Origin of the sequence: Azoarcus sp. DD4, from assembly GCF_006496635.1 — a bacterium.
GTDB lineage: Bacteria > Pseudomonadota > Gammaproteobacteria > Burkholderiales > Rhodocyclaceae > Azoarcus.
Window position 1 is genome coordinate 1 of sequence record NZ_CP022958.1, and the last position, 20,282, is coordinate 20,282.

A 20,282-nucleotide genomic window follows, 5' to 3' on the forward strand; every position below is an offset into this window, starting at 1 on the left:
GTGAATCAAGACTTCTGGCCCTTCTGCCTCTCCCGTCTCGAACAGGAACTGCCCCAGCAGCAGTTCACCACCTGGATCAAGACCCTGCAGGCGGCTGAAAGCGATACCGACGGCGGCCCCGCGCTGACGCTGACCGCGCCCAACCGCTTCGTGCTGCAGTGGGTGCGCGAGCGCTACATGCGCCGCATCAGCGAACTCGGCGAAGAATTCCACGGCATGCCGATACAGCTCGAGCTGCAGCTGCCGGTGGCCGGAGCCAAGCCCGCCACCGTCAAGCCGAGCGCGCCCAAGGCACGGCCGGCAACTGCGGCAGGCGCAGGCGGAGCGGGCAGCGCCGCGATGCCGGCTGCGGCAGAAATGGCGGCGCCGACCATCATGCTGCGCCAACCCGAGCCGGAAGCGATCTCCGCGTCCGATCTGGCCTACGACAAGACCCGCCTCAACGCCGACTTCACCTTCGACACCCTGGTCACGGGCCGCGCCAACGACCTCGCCCGCGCCGCTGCCATGCAGGTGGCGCAGAACCCGGGCACCTCGTACAACCCGCTATTTGTCTATGGCGGCGTCGGCCTCGGCAAGACCCACCTGGTCCACGCCATCGGCAACGCGGTGTACCGCCACAACCCGCGCATGGTGATCCGCTACGTCCACGTCGAGGATTACTACGCCGACGTGGTGCGCGCCTACCAGCAGAAGAGCTTCGACGCGTTCAAGCGCTACTACCGCTCGCTCGACATGCTGATCATCGACGACATCCAGTTCTTCAATAACAAGAACCGGACGCAGGAAGAGTTCTTCCATGCCTTCAACGCACTCACCGAGGCGAAGAAGCAGATCGTCATCACCTGCGACACCTACCCCAAGGACATCCAGGGCCTGGAAGACCGCCTCATTTCGCGCTTCGACTGGGGCCTCACGGTGCAGATCGAGCCGCCCGAGCTGGAAATGCGCGTCGCCATCCTGCAGAAGAAGGCCGAAGCGCTGCGCGTTTCGGTCGACGACGACGTCGCCTTCCTGATTGCCAAGAACCTGCGCTCCAACGTGCGCGAGCTCGAAGGCGCGCTCAACAAGGTGGTCGCGTACGCCCGCTTCCACGGCCGCGGCATCTCGCTCGAAGTTGCCAAGGAAGCGCTCAAGGATCTGCTCCACGCCCACAACCGCCAGCTCTCCATCGAGCACATCCAGAAGACGGTGGCCGACTACTACAAGATCAAGGTCGCCGACATGCACTCCAAAAAGCGCACCCGCGTCATCGCCCGCCCGCGCCAGGTGGCGATGTGGCTGGCCAAGGAACTCACGCCGATGTCGCTGCCGGCGATCGGCGAAGCCTTCGGCGGCCGCGACCACACCACCGTGCTGCACGCCTGCCGCACCATCACCGAGCTGCGCCTCGGCGACCACCAGTTGAACCACGACGTCCACGTGCTCACCCAGGTCCTGCGGGGGTGAGCCGGATGATCCAAGCGCATTCCCGATAGTCCGATCAACCCACTCCCTCAGCTGACGCCATGCTTCTGCTCAACACCACCCGCGACGCGCTTCTCGCCCCGCTGCAGTCGGTAGCCGGCATTGTCGAAAAGCGCCACACCCTGCCCATCCTGTCCAATGTGCTGATCGAGAAGCGCGGCGACCAGCTCACCCTGCTCGCCACCGATATCGAGATCCAGATCCGCACCACCACCGCCGGCCACATCGGCGGCGAAGACAGTGCGATCACCGTCGGCGCGCGCAAGCTGCAGGACATCCTGCGCGCCCTGCCCGACGGCCCGGACATCGTCCTCACGCTCGAAGACAAACGCCTCACCGTCAAGGCCGGCAAAAGCCGCTTCCAGCTGCAGACCCTGCCCGCCGCCGACTACCCGCGCATGAATCTGCCCGACGGCGACGCGGTGCGCTTTTCGGTGCCGCAGCGCGCCTTCAAGCGTCAGCTCGCCCAGGTCTCGTACTCGATGGCGCAGCAGGACATCCGCTACTACCTCAACGGCCTGCTGCTGATCGCCGACGGCGGCGAACTGCGCATGGTCGCCACCGACGGCCACCGCCTCGCCTACGCCGCCGGCGATCTCGCCGTGCCGGTGTCGGCACGCACCGAAGCCATCCTGCCGCGCAAGACGGTGCTGGAGCTCGCCCGCCAGCTGGCCGACAACGACGATCCGCTGGAGATCATCCTCGCCGGCAACCAGGCAGTGTTCCGCTTCGGCTCGATCGAACTCGTCACCAAGCTGATCGACGGCAAGTTCCCCGACTACGAACGCGTCATCCCGCAGAACCACCCGCGCATGGTGACCTTCGAGCGCCAGCCGCTGCTGGCCTCGCTGCAGCGTGCCGCGATTCTCACCAATGAGAAGTTCCGCGGCGTGCGCATGGTGCTGGGCGACGGCGCGCTCAAGATCGTCAGCTCCAACACCGAGCAGGAAGAAGCCCAGGAAGAGCTGGAGATCGACTACCACGACACCCCGCTCGACATCGGCTTCAACGTCACCTACCTGCTCGACGTGCTCAACAACCTGTCGTCCGAGCATGTGGAATGGCGCTTCAACGACGGCAACTCCAGCGCGCTCGTCACCCTGCCGGGCAACGACAAGTTCAAGTACGTCGTGATGCCGATGCGGATCTGAACTGCAGCCGCCGCACCCCGCGCAGGCGCCCCGATGGCGTCCGCGCGGACCGCCTGCCCCCGGCCCGCGGGGGCTCGTTCTTTATGAATCACCCGAGATGACCATGTCCGAACCGCAAAACACGCCCGCCCCCTCCGGCAACGACTACGACGAATCCAGCATCCAGCAGCTCGAAGGCCTGGAAGCGGTGAGGAAACGGCCGGGCATGTACATCGGCGACACCTCCGACGGCACCGGCCTGCACCACATGGTGTTTGAAGTCGTCGATAACTCCATCGACGAGGCGCTGGCCGGCCACTGCGACGACATCGTCATCACCATCCACGCCGACAACTCCATTTCCGTCGCCGACAACGGCCGCGGCATCCCGGTCGGCGTCAAGATGGACGACAAGCACGAGCCCAAGCGTTCGGCGGCCGAGATCGTCATGTGCGTGCTGCACGCCGGCGGCAAGTTCAACCAGAACAGCTACAAGGTGTCCGGCGGCCTGCACGGCGTCGGCGTGTCCTGCGTGAACGCGCTCTCCAAGTGGCTGCGCCTCACCGTGCGCCGCGACGGCAAGAAGCACTTCATGGAGTTCCACCGCGGTACGCCGCAGGACCGCGTCATCGAGCTGGTCAACGGCATCGAGACCAGCCCGCTCAAGATCACCGGCGAAACCAGCAAGCGCGGCACCGAGGTGCATTACCTCGCCGACGAGGAAATCTTCGGCACCGTCGAATACCACTACGAAATCCTTGCCAAGCGCCTGCGCGAACTGTCCTTCCTCAACAACGGCGTCAAGATCCGCCTGGTCGACCAGCGCACCGGCAAGGAAGAAGACTTCGCCTTCGCCGGTGGCGTGAAGGGCTTCGTCGAGTACATCAACCGTACCAAGACCGTCCTTCATCCCAACGTCTTCTACGCCGCCGGCACCACCCGCATCCCCACCGGCTCCGGCGAGGCCGAACTCTCGGTCGAAGTCGCCATGCAATGGAACGACTCCTACGCCGAGCAAGTGCTCTGCTACACCAACAACATCCCGCAGGCCGACGGCGGCACCCACCTCACCGGCCTGCGCGCCGCGATGACCCGCGTCATCAACAAGTACATCGAAGAAAACGAGATCGCCAAGAAGGCCAAGGTGGACATCACCGGCGACGACATGCGCGAAGGCCTCGCCTGCGTGCTGTCGGTGAAGATGCCGGACCCGAAGTTCGCCAGCCAGACCAAGATGAAGCTGGTCTCCAGCGAGGCGCGGCCGGCGGTGGAAGAAGTGGTCGCTGCCAAGCTTACCGAATTCCTGCTGGAAAACCCGATCGACGCCAAGACCATCTGCAACAAGATCGTCGAAGCCGCCCGAGCCCGCGACGCCGCCCGCAAGGCGCGCGAGATGACCCGCCGCAAGGGCGTACTCGACGGCGTCGGCCTGCCCGGCAAGCTCGCCGACTGCCAGGAGAAGGACCCCGCGCTGTGCGAGCTCTACCTGGTCGAGGGCGACTCCGCCGGCGGCTCCGCCAAGCAGGGCCGCGACCGTAAATTCCAGGCCATCCTGCCGTTGAAGGGCAAGATCCTCAACGTCGAGAAAGCGCGCTTCGACAAGCTGCTGCAGAGCCAGGAAATCGCCACCCTGATCACCGCGCTCGGCACCAGCATCGGCAAGGACGACTACAAGCCCGAAAAGCTGCGCTACCACCGCATCATCCTGATGACCGACGCCGACGTCGACGGCGCCCACATCCGCACCCTGCTGCTCACCTTCTTCTACCGCCAGATGCCGGAGCTGGTCGAGCGCGGCCACATCTACATCGCCCAGCCGCCGCTCTACAAGATCAAGCACGGCAAGACCGAGCTCTACATCAAGGACGACCACGAGCTCAACGGCCACCTGCTGAAGCTCGCGCTCGACGGCGCGGTGCTCACCCCGCGCGAAGGCGCCGACACCATTGCCGACGACGCCCTCGGCGGCCTGGCGCGCAGCTACCTGCTCGCCGAAGCCGTCATCCGCCGCCTGGCCAGCTACATCGACCCCGAAGTGCTGCAGGCCATGCTCGCGCACGACCTCGAGATCAGCCTGGACGACGAAGCCGCCGCCCGCGCCTCGGCCGATCGCATCCAGCCCCACCTGCCGGAAGGTCTGCGCATCTACGCCCAGTACCATGAAGAAGACGAAGCCTGGCGCCTCACCATCGAGCGCCTGCACCACGGCAACCTCAAGTTCGGCTGGGTGGAAACCGCCTTCCTCGTTTCCGGCGACTACCGCAGCATCCGCACCGCCTCCCAGGCCATCGCCGGCCTGATCGGCCCGGGCGCCGAGATCCGCCGCGGCGAAAAGCGCCAGACCGTCACCCGCTTCGCGGATGCCATCACCTGGCTGCTCAACGAAGTGGAACGCGGCCTCAGCAAGCAGCGCTACAAAGGCCTGGGCGAAATGAACCCCGAACAGCTGTGGGAGACCACCATGGACCCGGCGGTCCGCCGCCTGCTGCGGGTGCAGATCGACGACGCCATCGCCGCGGACGAGATCTTCACCACGCTGATGGGGGATAACGTGGAGCCGCGCAGGGCGTTCATCGAAAGCAATGCGCTGTATGCGCAGAACATCGACGTGTAATGCTGTTCCCCTATCAAAAACGACAGTGCGGGCAACAACCGAAAACGCAATAAGCCAGTGCGTCGCGCGCTAGCGCGACACACATCCACCGCATCGAATACCCAGCAGGAATTCAACGGCCACGCATAGTGGCCGTTTCTTTTTTGGGATATCGTTTTCCGGTTTGGCGCGACAAGAAGCCTCAGAAGAAAAGACCATGAACCACCAAGCCCTCTCATCCTTCATCTGGTCGGTCGCCGACCTCCTGCGCGGCGACTACAAGCAATCCGAATACGGCAAGGTCATCCTGCCCTTCACCGTGCTGCGCCGCCTCGACTGCGTGCTCGAAGCCACCAAGCCCGCCGTACTGGCCGAGCTGGAAGCCAAGACCAAAGCCGGACTCAATCCCGACCCTTTCATTCAACGCAAGACCGGCAACCTCGGCTTCTACAACACCTCCCCGCTGGACCTCGTCAAACTGCTCGGCGACCAGGACCACATCCGCCAGAACCTCTACACCTACGTGCAGGCCTTCTCGCCGGCGGCGCGCGACATCTTCGAGCGTTTCGATTTCCACACCCAGGTCGAGCGCCTGGCGAAGGCCAACCTGCTCTACCTCGTCACCGAAAAGTTCGCCAACATCGACCTCCACCCCGAGGCCGTAGACAACACCAGCATGGGCCTGGTGTTCGAAGAGCTCATCCGCAAGTTCGCCGAAATCTCCAACGAAACCGCCGGGGAGCACTTCACCCCGCGCGAAGTCATCCGCCTGATGGTGAACCTGCTCTTCATCGAGGATGACGACGTGCTCACCCCCGGCAACGCCGTGGTGCGCACCATCTACGACCCCACCGCCGGCACCGGCGGCATGCTCTCGGTGGCGGGCGAATTCCTGCTCGAACACAACCCGCAGGCGCGGCTCACCATGTTCGGCCAGGAACTCAACGACGAGTCCTACGCCATCTGCAAGGCCGACATGCTCATCAAGGGCCAGGACGTCGCCAACATCGTCGCCGGCAACACCCTCTCGGACGATGGCCACGGCGCCCGCAAGTTCGACTACATGCTCTCCAATCCCCCCTTTGGCGTGGAATGGAAGAAGGTCGAAAAGGCCGTGCGCCAGGAACACGAACAGAAAGGCTTCGACGGCCGCTTCGGCCCCGGCCTGCCGCGCGTGTCGGATGGCTCCATGCTCTTCCTCATGCACCTGCTGTCCAAGATGCGCCCGGCGCAGGATGGCGGCAGCCGCTTCGGCATCGTCCTCAACGGCTCGCCGCTGTTCACCGGCGGCGCCGGCAGCGGCGAATCCGAAATCCGCCGCTACCTGCTGGAGAACGATCTGGTCGAAGCCATCGTCGGCCTGCCCACCGACATGTTCTACAACACCGGCATCGCCACCTACGTCTGGATCATTTCCAACCGCAAGAAAGCCGACCGCAAGGGCCAGGTCCAGCTCATCGACGCCAGCAGCTTCTGGCAGAAGATGAGGAAGAGCCTCGGTTCCAAGCGCAAGGAGATGAGCGACGAGCACATCGCCACCGTCACCCGCCTGTTCGGCAGCTTCACCGAGGCCGAGTACATCACCGTGTTCGACGCCGCCGGCCAGCAGCTCGGCCAGCCCCAGCTCGTCACCAATACGGATACCCCGCCCAAGGCGCCGGAAGGCGGCCGCCTCAAGCGCGTGCCCATCGCCCGCATCTTCAGCAACGCAGACTTCGGCTACACCACGATTACCGTCGAGCGCCCGCTCAAGGACGAAGCCGGCAAGCCGGTGCTGGGCAGCAAGGGCGCGCGACGCGGCAAGCCGCAGGCCGACAGCGCCCTGCGCGACACCGAAAACGTGCCGCTCGGCGAGGACATCGCCGCCTACTTCAAGCGCGAAGTGCTGCCCCACGCGCCGGACGCCTGGATAGACGAAACCAAGAGCAAGGTCGGCTACGAGATCCCCTTCAACCGCCACTTCTACGTCTTCGAGCCGCCGCGCAGCCTGCATGCCATCGATGAGGAACTGAAGACCGTCTCGGCCAACATCATGAAGATGCTGGAGGGCCTGGCGGAATGAGTTTGCCGAGGTATCCGGAGTACAAGGACAGCGGTCTTGATTGGTTGCCCACCGTTCCATCGCATTGGGACGTTTGCGCTTTGAAAAGAGTTACTAGCCTCAAGAGCGGCGACAGCATTACTTCAGAGCAAATCACCGAAGCCGGTGACTACGCTGTCTACGGTGGAAATGGCCTGCGCGGCTTCACGTCGTCCTTCACACATGAGGGACGTTTTGCACTTGTTGGCCGACAAGGCGCGCTCTGCGGCAACGTCAACTATTCGCAGGGCAAGTTCTGGGCGTCGGAGCACGCTGTTGTTGCCACCCCTATCAAGCCTGCCGAAACAACGTGGCTGGGCGAGTTGATGCGTGCGATGAACCTGAATCAATACTCCGTGTCCGCCGCTCAACCCGGCTTGTCAGTGGAGCTCATTTCAAACATCGGGGTGCCCTATCCACCGTTGGCGGAACAAACCGCCATCGCCGCCTTCCTCGACCGCGAGACCGCGAAAATCGATGCGCTTATTACCGAGCAGGAAAAGCTCATCGCCCTGTTGGCCGAAAAGCGCCATGCCACCATCTCCCACGCCGTCACCCGCGGCCTCAACCCCGACGCGCCGATGAAGGACTCCGGCGTGGCCTGGCTGGGGGAGGTGCCGGCGCATTGGGAAGCCAAACAGCTTAAGCACGTCGCGCAACCCGGGACAGCAATCACCTACGGTATTGTTCAAGCAGGACCGCATTACGAAGGGGGTATCCCCTACATCAAGACCAGCGACATGGCAGGTGACAGGCTGCCTCTCGACGGATACGCACTGACATCACCAGAGATTGACGCGTCCTATTCACGTTCCAAGGTTTCAGCTGGTGACATAGTTATCGCCATTCGCGCGACAGTCGGAAAATGCCTCCCTGTGCCCGCAGAACTTGAAGGGGCCAATCTCACGCAAGGCACAGCAAAGGTTTCGCCGAGTAGTGAAATGGAAACTGCATTTCTGCTCGCTAGTCTTCGCTCAAATGCCACGCAAACGTACTTTGATTCGATGGCAAAGGGAGCGACGTTCAAAGAAATTACGCTCGATGCTCTTCGGCGAACTCCGGTCTTCGTGCCTCCCAAGGAAGAGCAACTGGAGATTGCCGTGTTCATCGATGTGGAGGTGAGTAAGCTGGATGCGTTGGAGTTGCAGGCTGAGCGAGCCGTCCAACTTTTCAAAGAACGCCGCTCCGCCCTCATCGCCGCCGCCGTCACCGGCCAGATCGACGTGCGTGGTGCCGTAGCCCAACGGGAGTCCGCATGAAATTTGAAACCTTCGTGGCGGGGCAGTGGGTATCGCGTTACCAGTACAAGAGCTTCGAGCCGGTGCCGGTGGATCATGACTGGGTGTGGGAAGACCCGATGATCGGGGTGCTGCTGGAGCAGGCCAACCGGGCGCTGGGCGAGCTGAATGCGTTTTCGCTGATCGTGCCGGACATCGATCTGTTCATCCAGATGCACGTGGTGAAGGAGGCGCAGACCTCCAGCCGGATCGAGGGTACCCAGACCGAGATCGACGAGGCCTTGCTGCCCGAGGAGCAGGTGTTGCCGGAGAAGCGCGACGACTGGCGCGAGGTGCGCAACTACATCGATGCCGTGAACGAGGCCATCGAGGCGCTGGCCACGCTGCCACTGTCGAACCGCCTGCTGCGGCAGACCCACGCGACCCTGTTGCAGGGTGTGCGCGGCGAGCACAAGCAGCCGGGCGAGTTCCGCATCAGCCAGAACTGGATCGGTGGCTCCAGCCTGCAGGATGCGGCGTTTGTGCCGCCGCATCAGGATGGCGTGGCGGCCTTGATGAGCGATCTGGAAAAGTTTCTGCATAACGACCAGATTGCCGTGCCCAATCTGGTGCGCATTGCCATCGCGCATTATCAGTTCGAAACCATTCACCCCTTCCTGGACGGGAATGGGCGCATCGGTCGGCTGATGATCCCGCTGTATCTGGTGAACTGCGGCGCGCTGAGCAAGCCGGCCTTGTATCTGTCGGATTTCTTCGAGCGTAACCGCGCCAGTTATTACGACGCCCTGATGCGGGTGCGTGTCGGTAACGACATGATTCACTGGGTGCGCTTCTTCCTGAAAGGCGTGGCCGAGACGGCGAGCAAGGGCCGCGATGTGTTCGGCCAGATTCTGCATTTGCGTACCGAAGCAGAGCAGCAAATCCTCTCTCTGGGCAAGCGAGCACCGACCGCGCGCCAAGGCCTTAACCTGCTCTACCGGAATCCGGTGGTCAGTGCCGGCGATCTGGCAACAGGCTTGGCGATCAGCACGCCGACTGCCAATGCCCTGATCAAGGATTTCGAGCGCCTGGGCATTCTGCGTGAGAGCACCGGACGGCAGAAAGGCCGGGTTTTTGTGTTTGATCGTTACCTCAGACTGTTTGTAAGTTAAGGGAAACGACTTTTCCTTAACTTGGATAAGTTGGGAGTTAAGGGAAGAAGCAGGCCGGATTGCTGCGCTTCATCCGAACTACATGAATTGCCAAACCCTTGCCCCGCAGGCATATTCGCAATTCGCGAATAGCGAATGAGGCGAGGCCATGGAACTCAAACCGCAGGATTTGCTGGTGCTGCTGAAGGTGGCGGCACACCCGCCCCAGCGCTGGACCTACGCCACGCTGGGCGAAGCGCTCGCCATGAGCGCCTCGGAAACCCACGCCTGCGTGAAACGCGCGATCGCCGCCGGGCTGGCGGTATCGCAGGGGCGCGAAGGCTGGCAGCCGGTGCGCCCGGCTTTGCTGGAGTTCGTGCTGCACGGCGCGCGCTATGTGTGGCCGGCCATCAGCGGCCCCGCCAAGCGCGGCGTGCCGACCGCCTTCGGCGCGGAGCCGCTGGCCAGCCTGCTGAATGCCGCGCCAGGTGAGGCGCCGGTGTGGGCGCATCCCAAGGGCAGCGCCAAGGGGCCCACGCTTTCCCCGCTGTATCGCACGGCACCCGAGGCGGCGCTCGCCGACCCGGCCCTGCATCGCCTGCTGGCCCTGCTCGATGCACTGCGCATGGGGCGCGCGCGCGAACGGGCCTTGGCCACTGACCTGCTGACGACGGCGCTGGGAGGCGAGGCGGATGAACCCCAATGATCCTAACCTTCCGCAACTGCGGCGCATCGCCGGCGCACTGGGCGAGTTGCGGGAGCAGCTTGTGTTCGTCGGTGGTTCGGTGGCGGGTTTGCTGCTGACCCAAGGCGATTTTCTGAATGTCGTGCCCGGCCTGATTGCGGAGCCGGAGCGTGCCGGTGTGGTGTTGGCGCGCTTGAGGGAGATGTGTCGATGAATCTGCATCAGGAACACCACTTCGAAGCCGAAATCTGCGCCCACCTCGCGGCCAACGGCTGGCTGTACGCCGAAGGCGATGCGGCGCTCTTCGACCGCGCCAACGGCCTGTTCCTGCCCGACCTGCTGGCCTGGGTGGAGGAGACACAGCCGGACAGCTTCCAGCGGCTCACCAAGACCCACGGCGCAGCCTTGCCGCAAGTGCTGGCCGAGCGCGTGCGCAAGAGCCTCAACCTGCCGGACCGCGGCACGCTGGACGTGCTGCGCCGGGGCGTGGAGATGCTGGGGCTGAAGGAGCCGCTGATGCTGGCGCAGTTCAAGCCGGCACTGGCCATCAACCCGGCGACCCAGGCCAAGTACGCCGCCAACCGCCTGCGCGTGGTGCGCCAGGTGAAGCATTCGCCGAATGCACAGAACGATGCGCTGGACCTGGTGCTCTTCCTCAACGGCATCGCGGTGGCCACGGCCGAACTGAAGAGCAACTTCACCCAGAGCGTGCAGGATGCGGTCGACCAGTACCGCTACGACCGCCACCCCCAGCCCAAGGGCGGCGTGCTCGAACCGCTGCTGGGCTTCCCCGGCGGGGCGCTGGTGCACTTCGCGGTGAGCCAGTCCGAGGTGATGATGAGCACCCGGCTGGCGGGCAAGGACAGCTTCTTCCTGCCCTTCAACCGTGGCAACGCGGGCGGGGCGGGCAATGCCCCGAACCCGCAGGGCTTCGCCACCGCCTACCTGTGGGAAGAGGTGTGGGCGCGCGAGAGCTGGCTGGACATCCTGCATCGCTACGTCATCGGCAAGCGCGACGACAAGAAGCAGTTGAAGAGCCTCATCTTCCCGCGCTATCACCAGCTCGATGCCACGCGGCAGCTGGTCGCCGACGTGCTGCGGAACGGCGCCGGCGAGCGCTACCTGATTCAGCATTCGGCAGGCTCGGGCAAGACCAACTCGATTGCCTGGACCGCGCACTTCCTCGCCGACCTGCACGACGCCCAGCACAACAAGCTTTTCGATAGCGTGCTGGTGGTGAGCGACCGCAATGTGCTGGATGCACAGTTGCAGGAAGCCATCTTCGATTTCGAGCGCACCACCGGCGTGGTGGCCACCATCACCAACGAGCACGGCAGCAAGAGCGCCCAGCTGGGCCAGGCGCTCAAGGACGGCAAGAAGATCATCGTCTGCACCATCCAGACCTTCCCCTTCGCCCTGCAGGCGGTGCAGGAGCTGGCCGCGACCGAGGGCAAGCGCTTCGCGGTGATTGCCGACGAGGCCCACAGCTCGCAGACCGGCGAAGCGGCGGCCAAGCTCAAACAGTTGCTGTCCGCCGAGGAATGGGCCGAGCTGCAGGATGGCGGCGAGGTGGATACCGAGGCGCTGCTCGCGGCGCAGATGGAAGCGAAGGCCGGCGCTTCGAAGGGGCTCACCTACATCGCCTTCACCGCCACGCCCAAGGGCAAGACGCTGGAATTGTTTGGCCGCAAGGGTGAGGACGGACTGCCCCAGCCCTTCCACGTCTATTCGATGCGCCAGGCCATCGAGGAGGGTTTCATCCTCGATGTGCTGAAGAACTACACCAGCTACAAGCTGGCCTTCAAGCTCGCCCATGATGGCCAGGAATACGACGAGAAAGAGGTGGAACGCAGCACGGCGATGAAGGGCATCATGCAGTGGGTCCGCCTGCACCCCTACAACATCGCGCAGAAGGTGCAGGTGGTGGTCGAGCACTACCGCGAGAACGTGCAGCCGCTGCTGCAGGGCCGGGCCAAGGCCATGGTGGTGGTCGGCTCACGTCGCGAAGCGGTGCGCTGGCAGAAGGCCATCCGCGCCTACATCGCCAAGCAGAACTACCCGCTGGGCGTGCTGGTGGCCTTCTCCGGCGAGGTGAATGACGCCGAGAGCTTCCCGGAACCGGTGACCGAAACCAATGCCCAGCTCAACCCCGGCCTCAAGGGGCGCGACATCCGCGAGGTGTTCAAGGAGCCGGACTTCCACCTGCTGCTGGTGGCGAACAAGTTCCAGACCGGCTTCGATGCGCCGCTGCTGTGCGGCATGTACGTCGACAAGATGCTGGGCGGCATCCAGGCGGTGCAGACGCTCTCGCGCCTGAACCGTGCGCACCCGGGCAAGGACACGACCTACATCCTCGACTTCGTGAACGAACCGGCGGAAGTGCTCAAGGCCTTCAAGACTTATTACGATACCGCCGAACTGGAGGCAACGACCGACCCGCACGCGGTGTACGACCTGCGCGCCAAGCTCGACGCCACCGGCTATTACGACGAGTTCGAAGTGGATTGCGTGGCCAAGGTCGACCTCGACCCGAACGGCACCCAGAAACAGCTCGATGCCGCCATCGCCCCGGTGGCCAACCGCCTGCTCAAGCGCTACAAAGCCGCGCAGCAGGACAAGGCCGCCGCCGAAGCGCACGGCGACGAGAAAGCCGCGAAGACCGCCAAGGACACGCTGGAAGCGCTCATCCTGTTCAAGAACGACATGGGCGCCTACGTGCGCCTGTACGCCTTCCTGGGGCAGATTTTCGATTACGGCAACACCGACATCGAGAAGCGCTTCCTGTTCTACAAACGCCTCATCCCGCTGCTGGAATTCGGCCGCGAGCGCGACACGGTGGACCTCAGCAAGGTGGTGCTCACTCACCACACCCTGAAGAACCGCGGCAAGCAGACGCTGAACCTGAACCAGGGCGAGCACTACACGCTGCAGCCCATGGACGCCGTAGGCAGCGGCTCAGTGCAGGAGAAACAGCACGCCTACCTGGTCGAAATCATCGAGAAGGTGAACGGCCTGTTCGAAGGGGAGCTCTCGGACGATGACCAACTCGTCTACGTGAATGGCGTGCTCAAAGGCAAGCTGCTGGAGAACGAAACGCTGGTGAAACAGGCCGCCAACAACACCAAGGAACAGTTCGGCAATTCCCCTGACCTTTCGCAGGCCATCCTCCACGCCATCATGGACGCACTGGACGCCCATCAATCGATGAGCACGCAGGCGCTCGGCTCCCAGCGGGTTCAGGACGGGCTGAAGGATATCCTGCTGGGGCCGGCACAGCTGTATGAGGCGCTCAGAGCTCGCGCAAGCCCACAGGCTCGGCTTTGAGCCACATACAGGCCGATTCTTCGAAACGGAAGCTTAGTTTGACCGTACCTGGAACAGGGCCGACTGCGAGAGACTATCCCCCGTTGGATCCCAACTCCCGTAAGTTGACGAATACACGGAATCCAGACCCCACAACCATAGAATCGGCACTCGCCTTACGCTGCGGCACCCCATGCCCCACCACACCCCCATCCTCCTTCACACCGACGACGCCCTCATCGTCGCCGACAAGCCCGCCGGCCTGCTGTCGGTGCCGGCCGGCGGCGAGGACCGCCAGGACTGCCTCGCGCACCGGGTGCAGGCGCTCTACAAAGACGCGCTGATCGTGCATCGCCTTGACGCTGCCACCTCCGGCCTGGTGCTGCTGGCACGCGGCATGGAGATGCTGCGGCGGATGAGTCTCGCCTTCGAACAGCGGGTGGTGGGCAAGCGTTACGTGGCGCTGGTGCATGGGCACCTTGCGCAGGACGAAGGGGAAATCGCGTTACCGCTGGCGGCCGATCCGGCGAACCGGCCGCGGCAGATCGTGGATGCTGTGCGCGGCCGGCCCGCGCTCACCCGCTACCGGGTGGTGGCGCGCACCGGAGAGGGGGATGCCGCGCTATCGCGGCTGGAACTCAAGCCGCTCACCGGCCGTTCGCACCAGCTGCGGGTGCATCTGATGTCCATCGGCCACCCCATCGCCGGCGATCCGCTCTACGCGCCGCCTGCAAGCGCAACAGCGCATCCGCGCATGTACCTGCACGCGGCAGGCATCGCCTTCATGCACCCGCAGCGGCGGGTACCGATGCAGTTCGACAGCCCGGTGCCCTTCTAGCGGCAGCCGGCCGCAGTCGGCTCAGGCCTCGGCCGAGAGCTTTTCCAGCAGCAGCGGCTTCACCTGCGCGACCCAGGTGTCGATGCGCTCGTTGGTGTACATGCCCTGGGTGCGCTCGTCGATCACCAGGCCGACAAAGCGGCCGTCCTTCACCGCGGCGGACTGCTGGAAGGTGTAGCCGTCGGTCGGCCAATCGTCGCCGACAATCTCGGCGCCGTAGCCCTTGAAGATCTCGTAGATGCGCATCAGCGAGCTGCAGAAGCGCTCGGAATAGCGCTCCTGCGCGCCCAGGCCGAAGAGGGCGATGCGCTTGCCGGAGAAGTCCGGCTTGTTCATCTTCACCAGGAATTCTTCCCAGTTGGGCTCCAGGCAGCCGGCGCTGCGGCCGGGCACTTCCTCCACGCCGTAGCTCGGCGTGCCAAGGATGAGCACGTCGTACTTCAGCATGTCCGCCGGTTCGATGCGATTGACGTTGACCGGCTTGTCGGCGATCTCGTCGCCGAGCTTCTTGTGGATCTTCTTGGCGATCAACCGGGTGGTACCGGTTTCGGTACCGAAAAACATGCCTATCTTGTCCATGCCGTCTGCCGTCTCAAGGTGGTGGCGTCGGTCGGTGATCCGACGCTATCGCGCGGGTTGTCGTGAGCCGAACACTGGCGACGCGCGATCGACGCCGCCAGACGGTCTCGATGGACAGAGAAGCAAAGGGCATACCGGCTGGCGCCGGTCGAACGGAACTGCTTGAAGAGTCGTGATGCGTCCGGCTCGCCGGCGCCGTCAGGGCACCGGCATTGCCGCTGCTGCAGGTTCGCACAGCACCGCGTCGCCAAGCCGCAGGACGCCGCCGGCCAGCACCCGTGCCGTCATCCCGCCGTGGCCGCGCATCGCGTTGTATGCGCCGGGGCCGAGGATTTCTTCCATGCGCGAGCAGGGATCGCAGCTGCCGTTCACTTCCAGCACGACCTCGGCACCGATGCGCAACACCAGCGGCTGGTCCTCGAACAGCGCGCGCGCGGCGATCAGGTTGAGGCCCGACACCACCAGATTGCGCCGCAGTTGCGCCGGGGTCAGTGCCCCCACCCCGGCCAACGCGGCGATGACCGGCAGGTGCTCGGCCTGGAGCAGGGTCACCTGGCGCTTGCCGCCGCCCGCACGCGCCGCGGAATGATCGCCCGCCAGACCGCAGCCGGCGATCGCGACGGCGCTGTCCACCGCCTGAGGATCGGCACGGCGGACAGGCCGCAGCAGGATGGTCTCGAGCCGCCCGGGGCGGGGAAAGCGCCCGGTCAGCGCGCGCAGCCCGACGTCGTAGTCAGCCATCGCGCCTGCTCCGCAACATGGTCGCCGCGTGCCGGTCCATCGTCAGCGGCCGTCGTCGGTGCTACGCACCTCGCGGATCACCTCGCCCTCGATCACCAGCCCCCCGGACGGATCCTGGCGCTGTCCGCCGTAGGATTCGGCGCCCATGCGCTTGCGCGCAGCGCGGGTCTTCCACCACAGGTAGCCCCAGGCGACGGCGCCGACGGTGAGGACCACCGCGAACAGCACGACCGAGAACATCATCGCCACCACGAACAGCGCGGCGGTCAGCAGGATGGCAACGATCTTCTTGAGCAGGCCCGGCGGTTCGCCGCCGGCCGCAGACAGCTTGGCGAACGGATTGGCGCCTTGTCGATGGAATTGCATGAAGCTCCTTGTGGCAGCGCGGCGGCTGCGCGTCAGTGATTCGGTTGGAGGGCAGCGCCGCCGCTCAGGCGGCACCCGACCCGGCAGCCTCGCGGGCGCGCTGCTTGGCGCCGACGAAATCGCCACGGGGAATGTAAAGCAGGTCGCCGAGCTTGAGCATCAGCTGGTTCTCGTGATGGCTCAGGTGGCCGTCGGCAAAGGCCACCTCCCACAGGGTTTCGACGATGCGCAGCTTCTCTTCCGCGCTGAAACCCTTGTTCAGCTGCGAGGTGAAGCCGTAGAAATCCGGCGCATCGCGCGAGGTGGTCTCGGCCAGTTCGAACAGCCGCTCGACCTCGTCGTCGGCCAGTGCGAAGCGGTGGCGCAGGGCGCCGATCACCGTCTCGCGTTCCTGCGGCGTACAGTCGGCATCGGCGCGCATCACCTCCACCATCAGCACCGCGGTGGCGAGCTGCAGCCGGTGCTCCGCCGCGCCGGCTGCCGGCGTGGCGGTCTCGATCAAGGGGGCGGTGAGAGTGCTGAAGAGGTCTTTGAGCGTACGGAGCATGCGGGCCGGTGTCGGGGTTGTGCTACCCGGTAAGTCGGCCGCCAGCACAAAGAGTTCCGCTGCGGCTCACCGGTCTTCGCACTCAGATGGGGACGAGCGCGCGGTCTTCAAGTCCCGGCGGCCATCCCCTGGTCGATTCGCCCGCCGCCGGCTCACGGCTCCAGGCGCGTGCCCAGCACCTGCAGGAATTTCGCCAGCCAGTCCGGATGCGCTGGCCAGGCGGGCGCGGTGACCAGTTTGCCGTCCACTGTCGCCTTGTCGATCGGGATTTCGGCGTACTCGCCGCCGGCCGCCTTCACTTCCGGCGCGCAGGCGGGGTAGGCGCTGCAGCTGCGGCCTCTCAGCACCCCGGCGGCCGCCAGCAGCTGCGCCCCATGGCAGATCGCCGCCACCGGCTTGTCGGCGGCGAAGAAGTGCTGCACCGCGGCGATCACCCTGGGGTTGAGCCGCAGGTACTCCGGCGCGCGCCCGCCGGGGATCACCAGCGCGTCGTAATCCTCCGGCCGCAGGCTGTCGAATTCGGCATTGAGCGTGAAGTTGTGGCCGGGTTTCTCGCTGTAGGTCTGGTCGCCCTCAAAGTCGTGGATCGCCGTGCGCACCCGCTCGCCGGCCTTCTTGCCGGGGCAGGCCGCATGCACCGTGTGGCCGGCCATCAGCAGGGCCTGGAAGGGCACCATGGTTTCGTAATCTTCGGTGTAGTCGCCGGTGATCATCAGGATCTTCTTCGCAGCCATCGTCGTCTCCTTGCCGTGAGGGAATCTCCGCCTCAGTCTAGTCGGCGGCGGTGAAAGCGCCAGCCATTGCGCAACGCCCGCTGCGAACACTTTGCGGTATGCTGCCGGCACAAAAGTTCCGCCGGCCACGGGCTTACGCCCGCCGCACGGCGGCATAACGACTACCAGACACCTGGAGGAGAACATCATGCCCGGACGGCGTTCGCTCGCCCTCGCCCTGTGCTGCACGCTCGGCGTGGCCCTGTCTTCACTCAGCCTGCCCGCCAGGTCCCAATCCGGCGGCATCGTCGTCGGCCAGTCGGCGGTGCTCAGCGGGCCGCAGGCCGCCAACGGCCTGCTCTACGCCCGCGGCATCAAGCTCTACGTGGATTCGGTTAACGCCGCCGGCGGCATCGCCGGCAAGCCTGTCCGGCTGGTCACGCTCGACGACGGCTACGACCCGGAACGCTGCAAGGAAAACACCAGGCGCCTGCTGGAGCAGGACAAGGTGGTCGCGCTGTTCGGCTATACCGGCACCGGCCCCACCGCCGCCTGCAGCCCGCTCGCCGAGGCGGCCCGCGTGCCGCTGCTGGCGCCGCTCACCGGCGCGCCGGAACTGCGCGAACAGGCCGGCCGCTACCTCTTCCATGTGCGCGCCAGCTACGTCGACGAGATGAAGAAGATGGTGGAATACCTCACCACCGTCGGCGTGCGCGACATCGGCGTGGTCTATCAGGACGACGGCTTCGGCCGCTCCGGCCTCAAGAGCGCGGAAGCGGTGCTGGCCGGCTACCAGCTCAAGCCGGCGGTGGTCGGCACCGTCGCCGCCAAGACCTACGACCCGGCGCAGGCGGTCGCCGACGTCGGCGCCAAAGCGCCCGGCGCCATCATCCTCGCCACCGCCGGCCAGGCCTCGGTGAACTTCATCCGCGCCTATCTCAAGAGCGGCAAGCGCGCCCAGTTCTTCGGCCTCTCGGTGGTCAGCAGCAACCAGTTGCTCAAGGAGCTGGGCCCGGACACCGACGGCGTGGTGATCTCGCAGGTGGTGCCGTCACCGTGGTCGCGCACCACCCAGATCGTGCGCGAATTCCAGCGCGACGCCGAGGCCGCCAAGGACGTCGAGGTCAATCACACCACGCTGGAAGGCTACATTGCCGCCCGCGTGCTGGTCGAAGGCCTGCGCCGTGCCGGCCCGGAACCGACCGCCGAGAAACTGACGCAGGCGCTGGAGAACATGCGCCAGCTCAACCTCGGCGGCTACGAGGTCGGCTTTGCCCCCGGCCAGCGCGCCGGCTCGCGCTATGTCGACCTGTCGCTGGTCCGGAGCAACGGCCGCTACGTGCAGTAAGCTGCAGCGCTCATGCCGCGCCGTTGGCGTGGCGGAAGAAGTCGATGAACACCCTCAGCCGCGCCGGCATCTGCGCGCGGCTGGGGAAATAGAGATGGGCGACCGGCATCGGCCAGGCGTAATCTGCCAGCACCTCGCGCAGACGACCCGCGCGCAGGTCGTCCACCACCATGGACTCCACCACCTGCGAAATGCCCAGGCCGCGCCGCAGCAGGTCGAGCTCCGCGTCGGCGTCGTTCACGATGAAGCGGCCGCTCACTTCCAGTTCCAGTTCACCGTCCCGATGGCGGAACAGCCAGCGCGCATTACGCCCGCTGGTCGGAAACCGGAAGCGGATGCAGTCGTGGGCGGCGAGGTCGGCAGGGTGCAGCGGCAGCGGATGGCGCTCGAAGTAGGACGGCGCCGCCGCCACGATCAGCCGCTGCGGCCGGCCGATCGGGATTGCCACCATGTCGCCGGCGATGTTGTCGGCCATGCGCAGGCCGATGTCGAAACGGTCCGCCACCAGGTCGGCGAGCTTGTCGTCGAGCGCGAACTCGATGCCGACGTCCGGGTAGTGCGTGGCGAAATCGGCCACGTGCGGCGCGAAGTACAGCGCAAAGGCCAGCCGCGGCAAGGTGATGCGCACCGTGCCGGTGGGCCGCTCGCGCGCCTGGTCGAGCGAGGCCAGCGCGCCGCCGAGTTCGCCCAGACCGCGCCGCACGCCGTCGAGCAGGCGGGCGCCTTCCTCGGTGAGGCCGACACGGCGGGTGGTACGCGCCAGCAGACGGACGCCGAGCCGGCGTTCCAGGCTGCGCACCGACTGCGACAGCGCCGAGGCCGACAGGCCCATTTCAGCCGCCGCGCGGCTGAAGCTGGCATTGCGCGCAACACATTCGAAGGCGGCCAGCGCCGGCAGCATCGCAGGTTCGATCATTAAGCCACTCTTCAAGACGCTTGCAGGATTGCGCCGTCGATCTTAAAAGAAACCCAGTCTAAGCTAGATGCCGTTTCCGTGCGGCGTCCCCGCCGCGCAACCATTTCATTCGCCTCAGCCCCCTTCCCCCAAGGAGACGCCGATGACCCGCTTCACCCTCAACGGCAAGCCGGTCGAAACCGCGCTGCCCGACGACACCCCCTTGCTGTGGGTCCTGCGCGACGGGCTCGACATGACCGGCACCAAGTTCGGCTGCGGCATGGGCCTGTGCGGCGCGTGCACCGTGCACCTCGACGGCCAGCCCATCCGCTCCTGTTCCACGCCGCTGTCGGCCGCTGCCGGCAAGAAGATCACCACCATCGAAGGCGTGAGCAAGGCCCGCGTCGGCGCGGCGGTGCAGAAAGCCTGGCAGAAGCTCGACGTGGTGCAGTGCGGTTACTGCCAGTCCGGCCAGATCATGTCCGCCACCGCGTTGCTGGCCGCCAATCCCAAGCCCACCGACGCCGACATCGACGCCGCGATGGGCGGGAACATCTGCCGCTGCGCCACCTATGTGCGCATCCGCGCCGCCATCCACGAAGCCGCCAAGAGCCTGGCGTAAGGAGCGC

The 20,282-nt window shown here is 65.3% G+C and carries 18 protein-coding genes; 12 read left to right on the forward strand and 6 right to left on the reverse strand.

Features of this window, described 5'->3' with window-relative positions; all coding sequences use genetic code 11:
* From dnaA to CJ010_RS00050, 10 genes are all read left to right on the forward strand, one after another.
* Entirely contained in the window at positions 1–1,449 is a 1,449-nt protein-coding gene (gene dnaA, locus CJ010_RS00005) for a chromosomal replication initiator protein DnaA (RefSeq protein ID WP_141016121.1), read from the forward strand.
* Positions 1,450–1,508: 59 nt separating this feature from the next.
* Positions 1,509–2,618: a DNA polymerase III subunit beta gene (dnaN, locus tag CJ010_RS00010; protein WP_141016122.1), complete on the forward strand. Its 1,110-nt coding sequence runs from the start codon at positions 1,509–1,511 to the stop codon at positions 2,616–2,618.
* A 103-nt stretch (positions 2,619–2,721) separates the two neighbouring features.
* Positions 2,722–5,211 carry a DNA topoisomerase (ATP-hydrolyzing) subunit B gene (gyrB, locus tag CJ010_RS00015; protein WP_141016123.1) on the forward strand — a complete coding sequence of 830 codons (2,490 nt, stop codon included), beginning with the start codon at positions 2,722–2,724 and terminating at the stop codon, positions 5,209–5,211.
* Positions 5,212–5,407: 196 nt separating this feature from the next.
* Positions 5,408–7,252: a class I SAM-dependent DNA methyltransferase gene (locus CJ010_RS00020; protein WP_141016124.1), complete on the forward strand. Its 1,845-nt coding sequence runs from the start codon at positions 5,408–5,410 to the stop codon at positions 7,250–7,252.
* On the forward strand, positions 7,249–8,529 hold the full coding sequence (locus tag CJ010_RS00025; protein ID WP_141016125.1) for a restriction endonuclease subunit S: 1,281 nt from the start codon (positions 7,249–7,251) through the stop codon (positions 8,527–8,529). The genes CJ010_RS00020 and CJ010_RS00025 overlap by 4 nt, the downstream gene beginning before the upstream one ends.
* 14 nt (positions 8,530–8,543) lie before the next feature.
* Positions 8,544–9,659 (forward strand): Fic family protein, encoded by a 1,116-nt coding sequence (locus CJ010_RS00030; protein WP_240794464.1) that lies wholly within the window; start codon positions 8,544–8,546, stop codon positions 9,657–9,659.
* Positions 9,660–9,807: 148 nt separating this feature from the next.
* Positions 9,808–10,344 (forward strand): MarR family transcriptional regulator, encoded by a 537-nt coding sequence (locus CJ010_RS00035; protein ID WP_141016127.1) that lies wholly within the window; start codon positions 9,808–9,810, stop codon positions 10,342–10,344.
* Positions 10,331–10,537: a hypothetical protein gene (locus CJ010_RS00040; RefSeq protein WP_141016128.1), complete on the forward strand. Its 207-nt coding sequence runs from the start codon at positions 10,331–10,333 to the stop codon at positions 10,535–10,537. Before CJ010_RS00035 ends, CJ010_RS00040 begins: the two co-directional genes overlap by 14 nt.
* Complete coding sequence (locus CJ010_RS00045; protein WP_141016129.1) at positions 10,534–13,647, forward strand: type I restriction endonuclease subunit R; 3,114 nt, start codon at positions 10,534–10,536, stop codon at positions 13,645–13,647. The genes CJ010_RS00040 and CJ010_RS00045 overlap by 4 nt, the downstream gene beginning before the upstream one ends.
* Positions 13,648–13,819: 172 nt before the next feature.
* Positions 13,820–14,464 carry an RluA family pseudouridine synthase gene (locus CJ010_RS00050; protein ID WP_141016130.1) on the forward strand — a complete coding sequence of 215 codons (645 nt, stop codon included), beginning with the start codon at positions 13,820–13,822 and terminating at the stop codon, positions 14,462–14,464.
* Positions 14,465–14,485: 21 nt separating this feature from the next.
* On the opposite strand, the gene CJ010_RS00055 is transcribed toward CJ010_RS00050, so the two are convergent.
* From CJ010_RS00055 to CJ010_RS00075, 5 genes are all read right to left on the reverse strand, one after another.
* The gene (locus tag CJ010_RS00055; protein ID WP_240794465.1) at positions 14,486–15,028 is read right to left on the reverse strand and encodes a flavodoxin; all 543 of its coding nucleotides are present in this window, start codon (positions 15,026–15,028) and stop codon (positions 14,486–14,488) included.
* Positions 15,029–15,241: 213 nt separating this feature from the next.
* Complete coding sequence (locus CJ010_RS00060; protein ID WP_141016132.1) at positions 15,242–15,784, reverse strand: MOSC domain-containing protein; 543 nt, start codon at positions 15,782–15,784, stop codon at positions 15,242–15,244.
* Between the two features lie 42 nt (positions 15,785–15,826).
* The gene (locus CJ010_RS00065; RefSeq protein ID WP_141016133.1) at positions 15,827–16,150 is read right to left on the reverse strand and encodes a CPBP family intramembrane glutamic endopeptidase; all 324 of its coding nucleotides are present in this window, start codon (positions 16,148–16,150) and stop codon (positions 15,827–15,829) included.
* Positions 16,151–16,214: 64 nt separating this feature from the next.
* Complete coding sequence (locus CJ010_RS00070; RefSeq protein WP_141016134.1) at positions 16,215–16,697, reverse strand: TerB family tellurite resistance protein; 483 nt, start codon at positions 16,695–16,697, stop codon at positions 16,215–16,217.
* A 152-nt stretch (positions 16,698–16,849) separates the two neighbouring features.
* Positions 16,850–17,431 carry a DJ-1/PfpI family protein gene (locus tag CJ010_RS00075; RefSeq protein WP_141016135.1) on the reverse strand — a complete coding sequence of 194 codons (582 nt, stop codon included), beginning with the start codon at positions 17,429–17,431 and terminating at the stop codon, positions 16,850–16,852.
* A 187-nt stretch (positions 17,432–17,618) separates the two neighbouring features.
* Between CJ010_RS00075 and CJ010_RS00080 the strand changes: the two genes are divergently transcribed.
* Positions 17,619–18,758 carry an ABC transporter substrate-binding protein gene (locus CJ010_RS00080; RefSeq protein ID WP_141016136.1) on the forward strand — a complete coding sequence of 380 codons (1,140 nt, stop codon included), beginning with the start codon at positions 17,619–17,621 and terminating at the stop codon, positions 18,756–18,758.
* Positions 18,759–18,768: 10 nt separating this feature from the next.
* Here CJ010_RS00080 and CJ010_RS00085 read toward each other — a convergent pair whose 3' ends face one another.
* Complete coding sequence (locus CJ010_RS00085; protein ID WP_141016137.1) at positions 18,769–19,674, reverse strand: LysR family transcriptional regulator; 906 nt, start codon at positions 19,672–19,674, stop codon at positions 18,769–18,771.
* 142 nt (positions 19,675–19,816) lie between these two features.
* Between CJ010_RS00085 and CJ010_RS00090 the strand changes: the two genes are divergently transcribed.
* Positions 19,817–20,275, forward strand: coding sequence for a (2Fe-2S)-binding protein (locus CJ010_RS00090; RefSeq protein WP_141016138.1), 459 nt, complete (start codon positions 19,817–19,819; stop codon positions 20,273–20,275).
* Positions 20,276–20,282 lie beyond the last annotated feature (7 nt).

Coding starts and splice junctions, on each gene's coding strand:
- dnaN (WP_141016122.1), top strand. CDS start 1,509: ATGCTTCTGCTCAACACCACCCGCGACGCGCTTCTCGCCCCGCTGCAG.
- gyrB (WP_141016123.1), top strand. CDS start 2,722: ATGTCCGAACCGCAAAACACGCCCGCCCCCTCCGGCAACGACTACGAC.
- CJ010_RS00020 (WP_141016124.1), top strand. CDS start 5,408: ATGAACCACCAAGCCCTCTCATCCTTCATCTGGTCGGTCGCCGACCTC.
- CJ010_RS00025 (WP_141016125.1), top strand. CDS start 7,249: ATGAGTTTGCCGAGGTATCCGGAGTACAAGGACAGCGGTCTTGATTGG.
- CJ010_RS00035 (WP_141016127.1), top strand. CDS start 9,808: ATGGAACTCAAACCGCAGGATTTGCTGGTGCTGCTGAAGGTGGCGGCA.
- CJ010_RS00040 (WP_141016128.1), top strand. CDS start 10,331: ATGAACCCCAATGATCCTAACCTTCCGCAACTGCGGCGCATCGCCGGC.
- CJ010_RS00045 (WP_141016129.1), top strand. CDS start 10,534: ATGAATCTGCATCAGGAACACCACTTCGAAGCCGAAATCTGCGCCCAC.
- CJ010_RS00050 (WP_141016130.1), top strand. CDS start 13,820: ATGCCCCACCACACCCCCATCCTCCTTCACACCGACGACGCCCTCATC.
- CJ010_RS00055 (WP_240794465.1), bottom strand. CDS start 15,028: ATGTTTTTCGGTACCGAAACCGGTACCACCCGGTTGATCGCCAAGAAG.
- CJ010_RS00060 (WP_141016132.1), bottom strand. CDS start 15,784: ATGGCTGACTACGACGTCGGGCTGCGCGCGCTGACCGGGCGCTTTCCC.
- CJ010_RS00065 (WP_141016133.1), bottom strand. CDS start 16,150: ATGCAATTCCATCGACAAGGCGCCAATCCGTTCGCCAAGCTGTCTGCG.
- CJ010_RS00070 (WP_141016134.1), bottom strand. CDS start 16,697: ATGCTCCGTACGCTCAAAGACCTCTTCAGCACTCTCACCGCCCCCTTG.
- CJ010_RS00075 (WP_141016135.1), bottom strand. CDS start 17,431: ATGGCTGCGAAGAAGATCCTGATGATCACCGGCGACTACACCGAAGAT.
- CJ010_RS00080 (WP_141016136.1), top strand. CDS start 17,619: ATGCCCGGACGGCGTTCGCTCGCCCTCGCCCTGTGCTGCACGCTCGGC.
- CJ010_RS00085 (WP_141016137.1), bottom strand. CDS start 19,674: ATGATCGAACCTGCGATGCTGCCGGCGCTGGCCGCCTTCGAATGTGTT.
- CJ010_RS00090 (WP_141016138.1), top strand. CDS start 19,817: ATGACCCGCTTCACCCTCAACGGCAAGCCGGTCGAAACCGCGCTGCCC.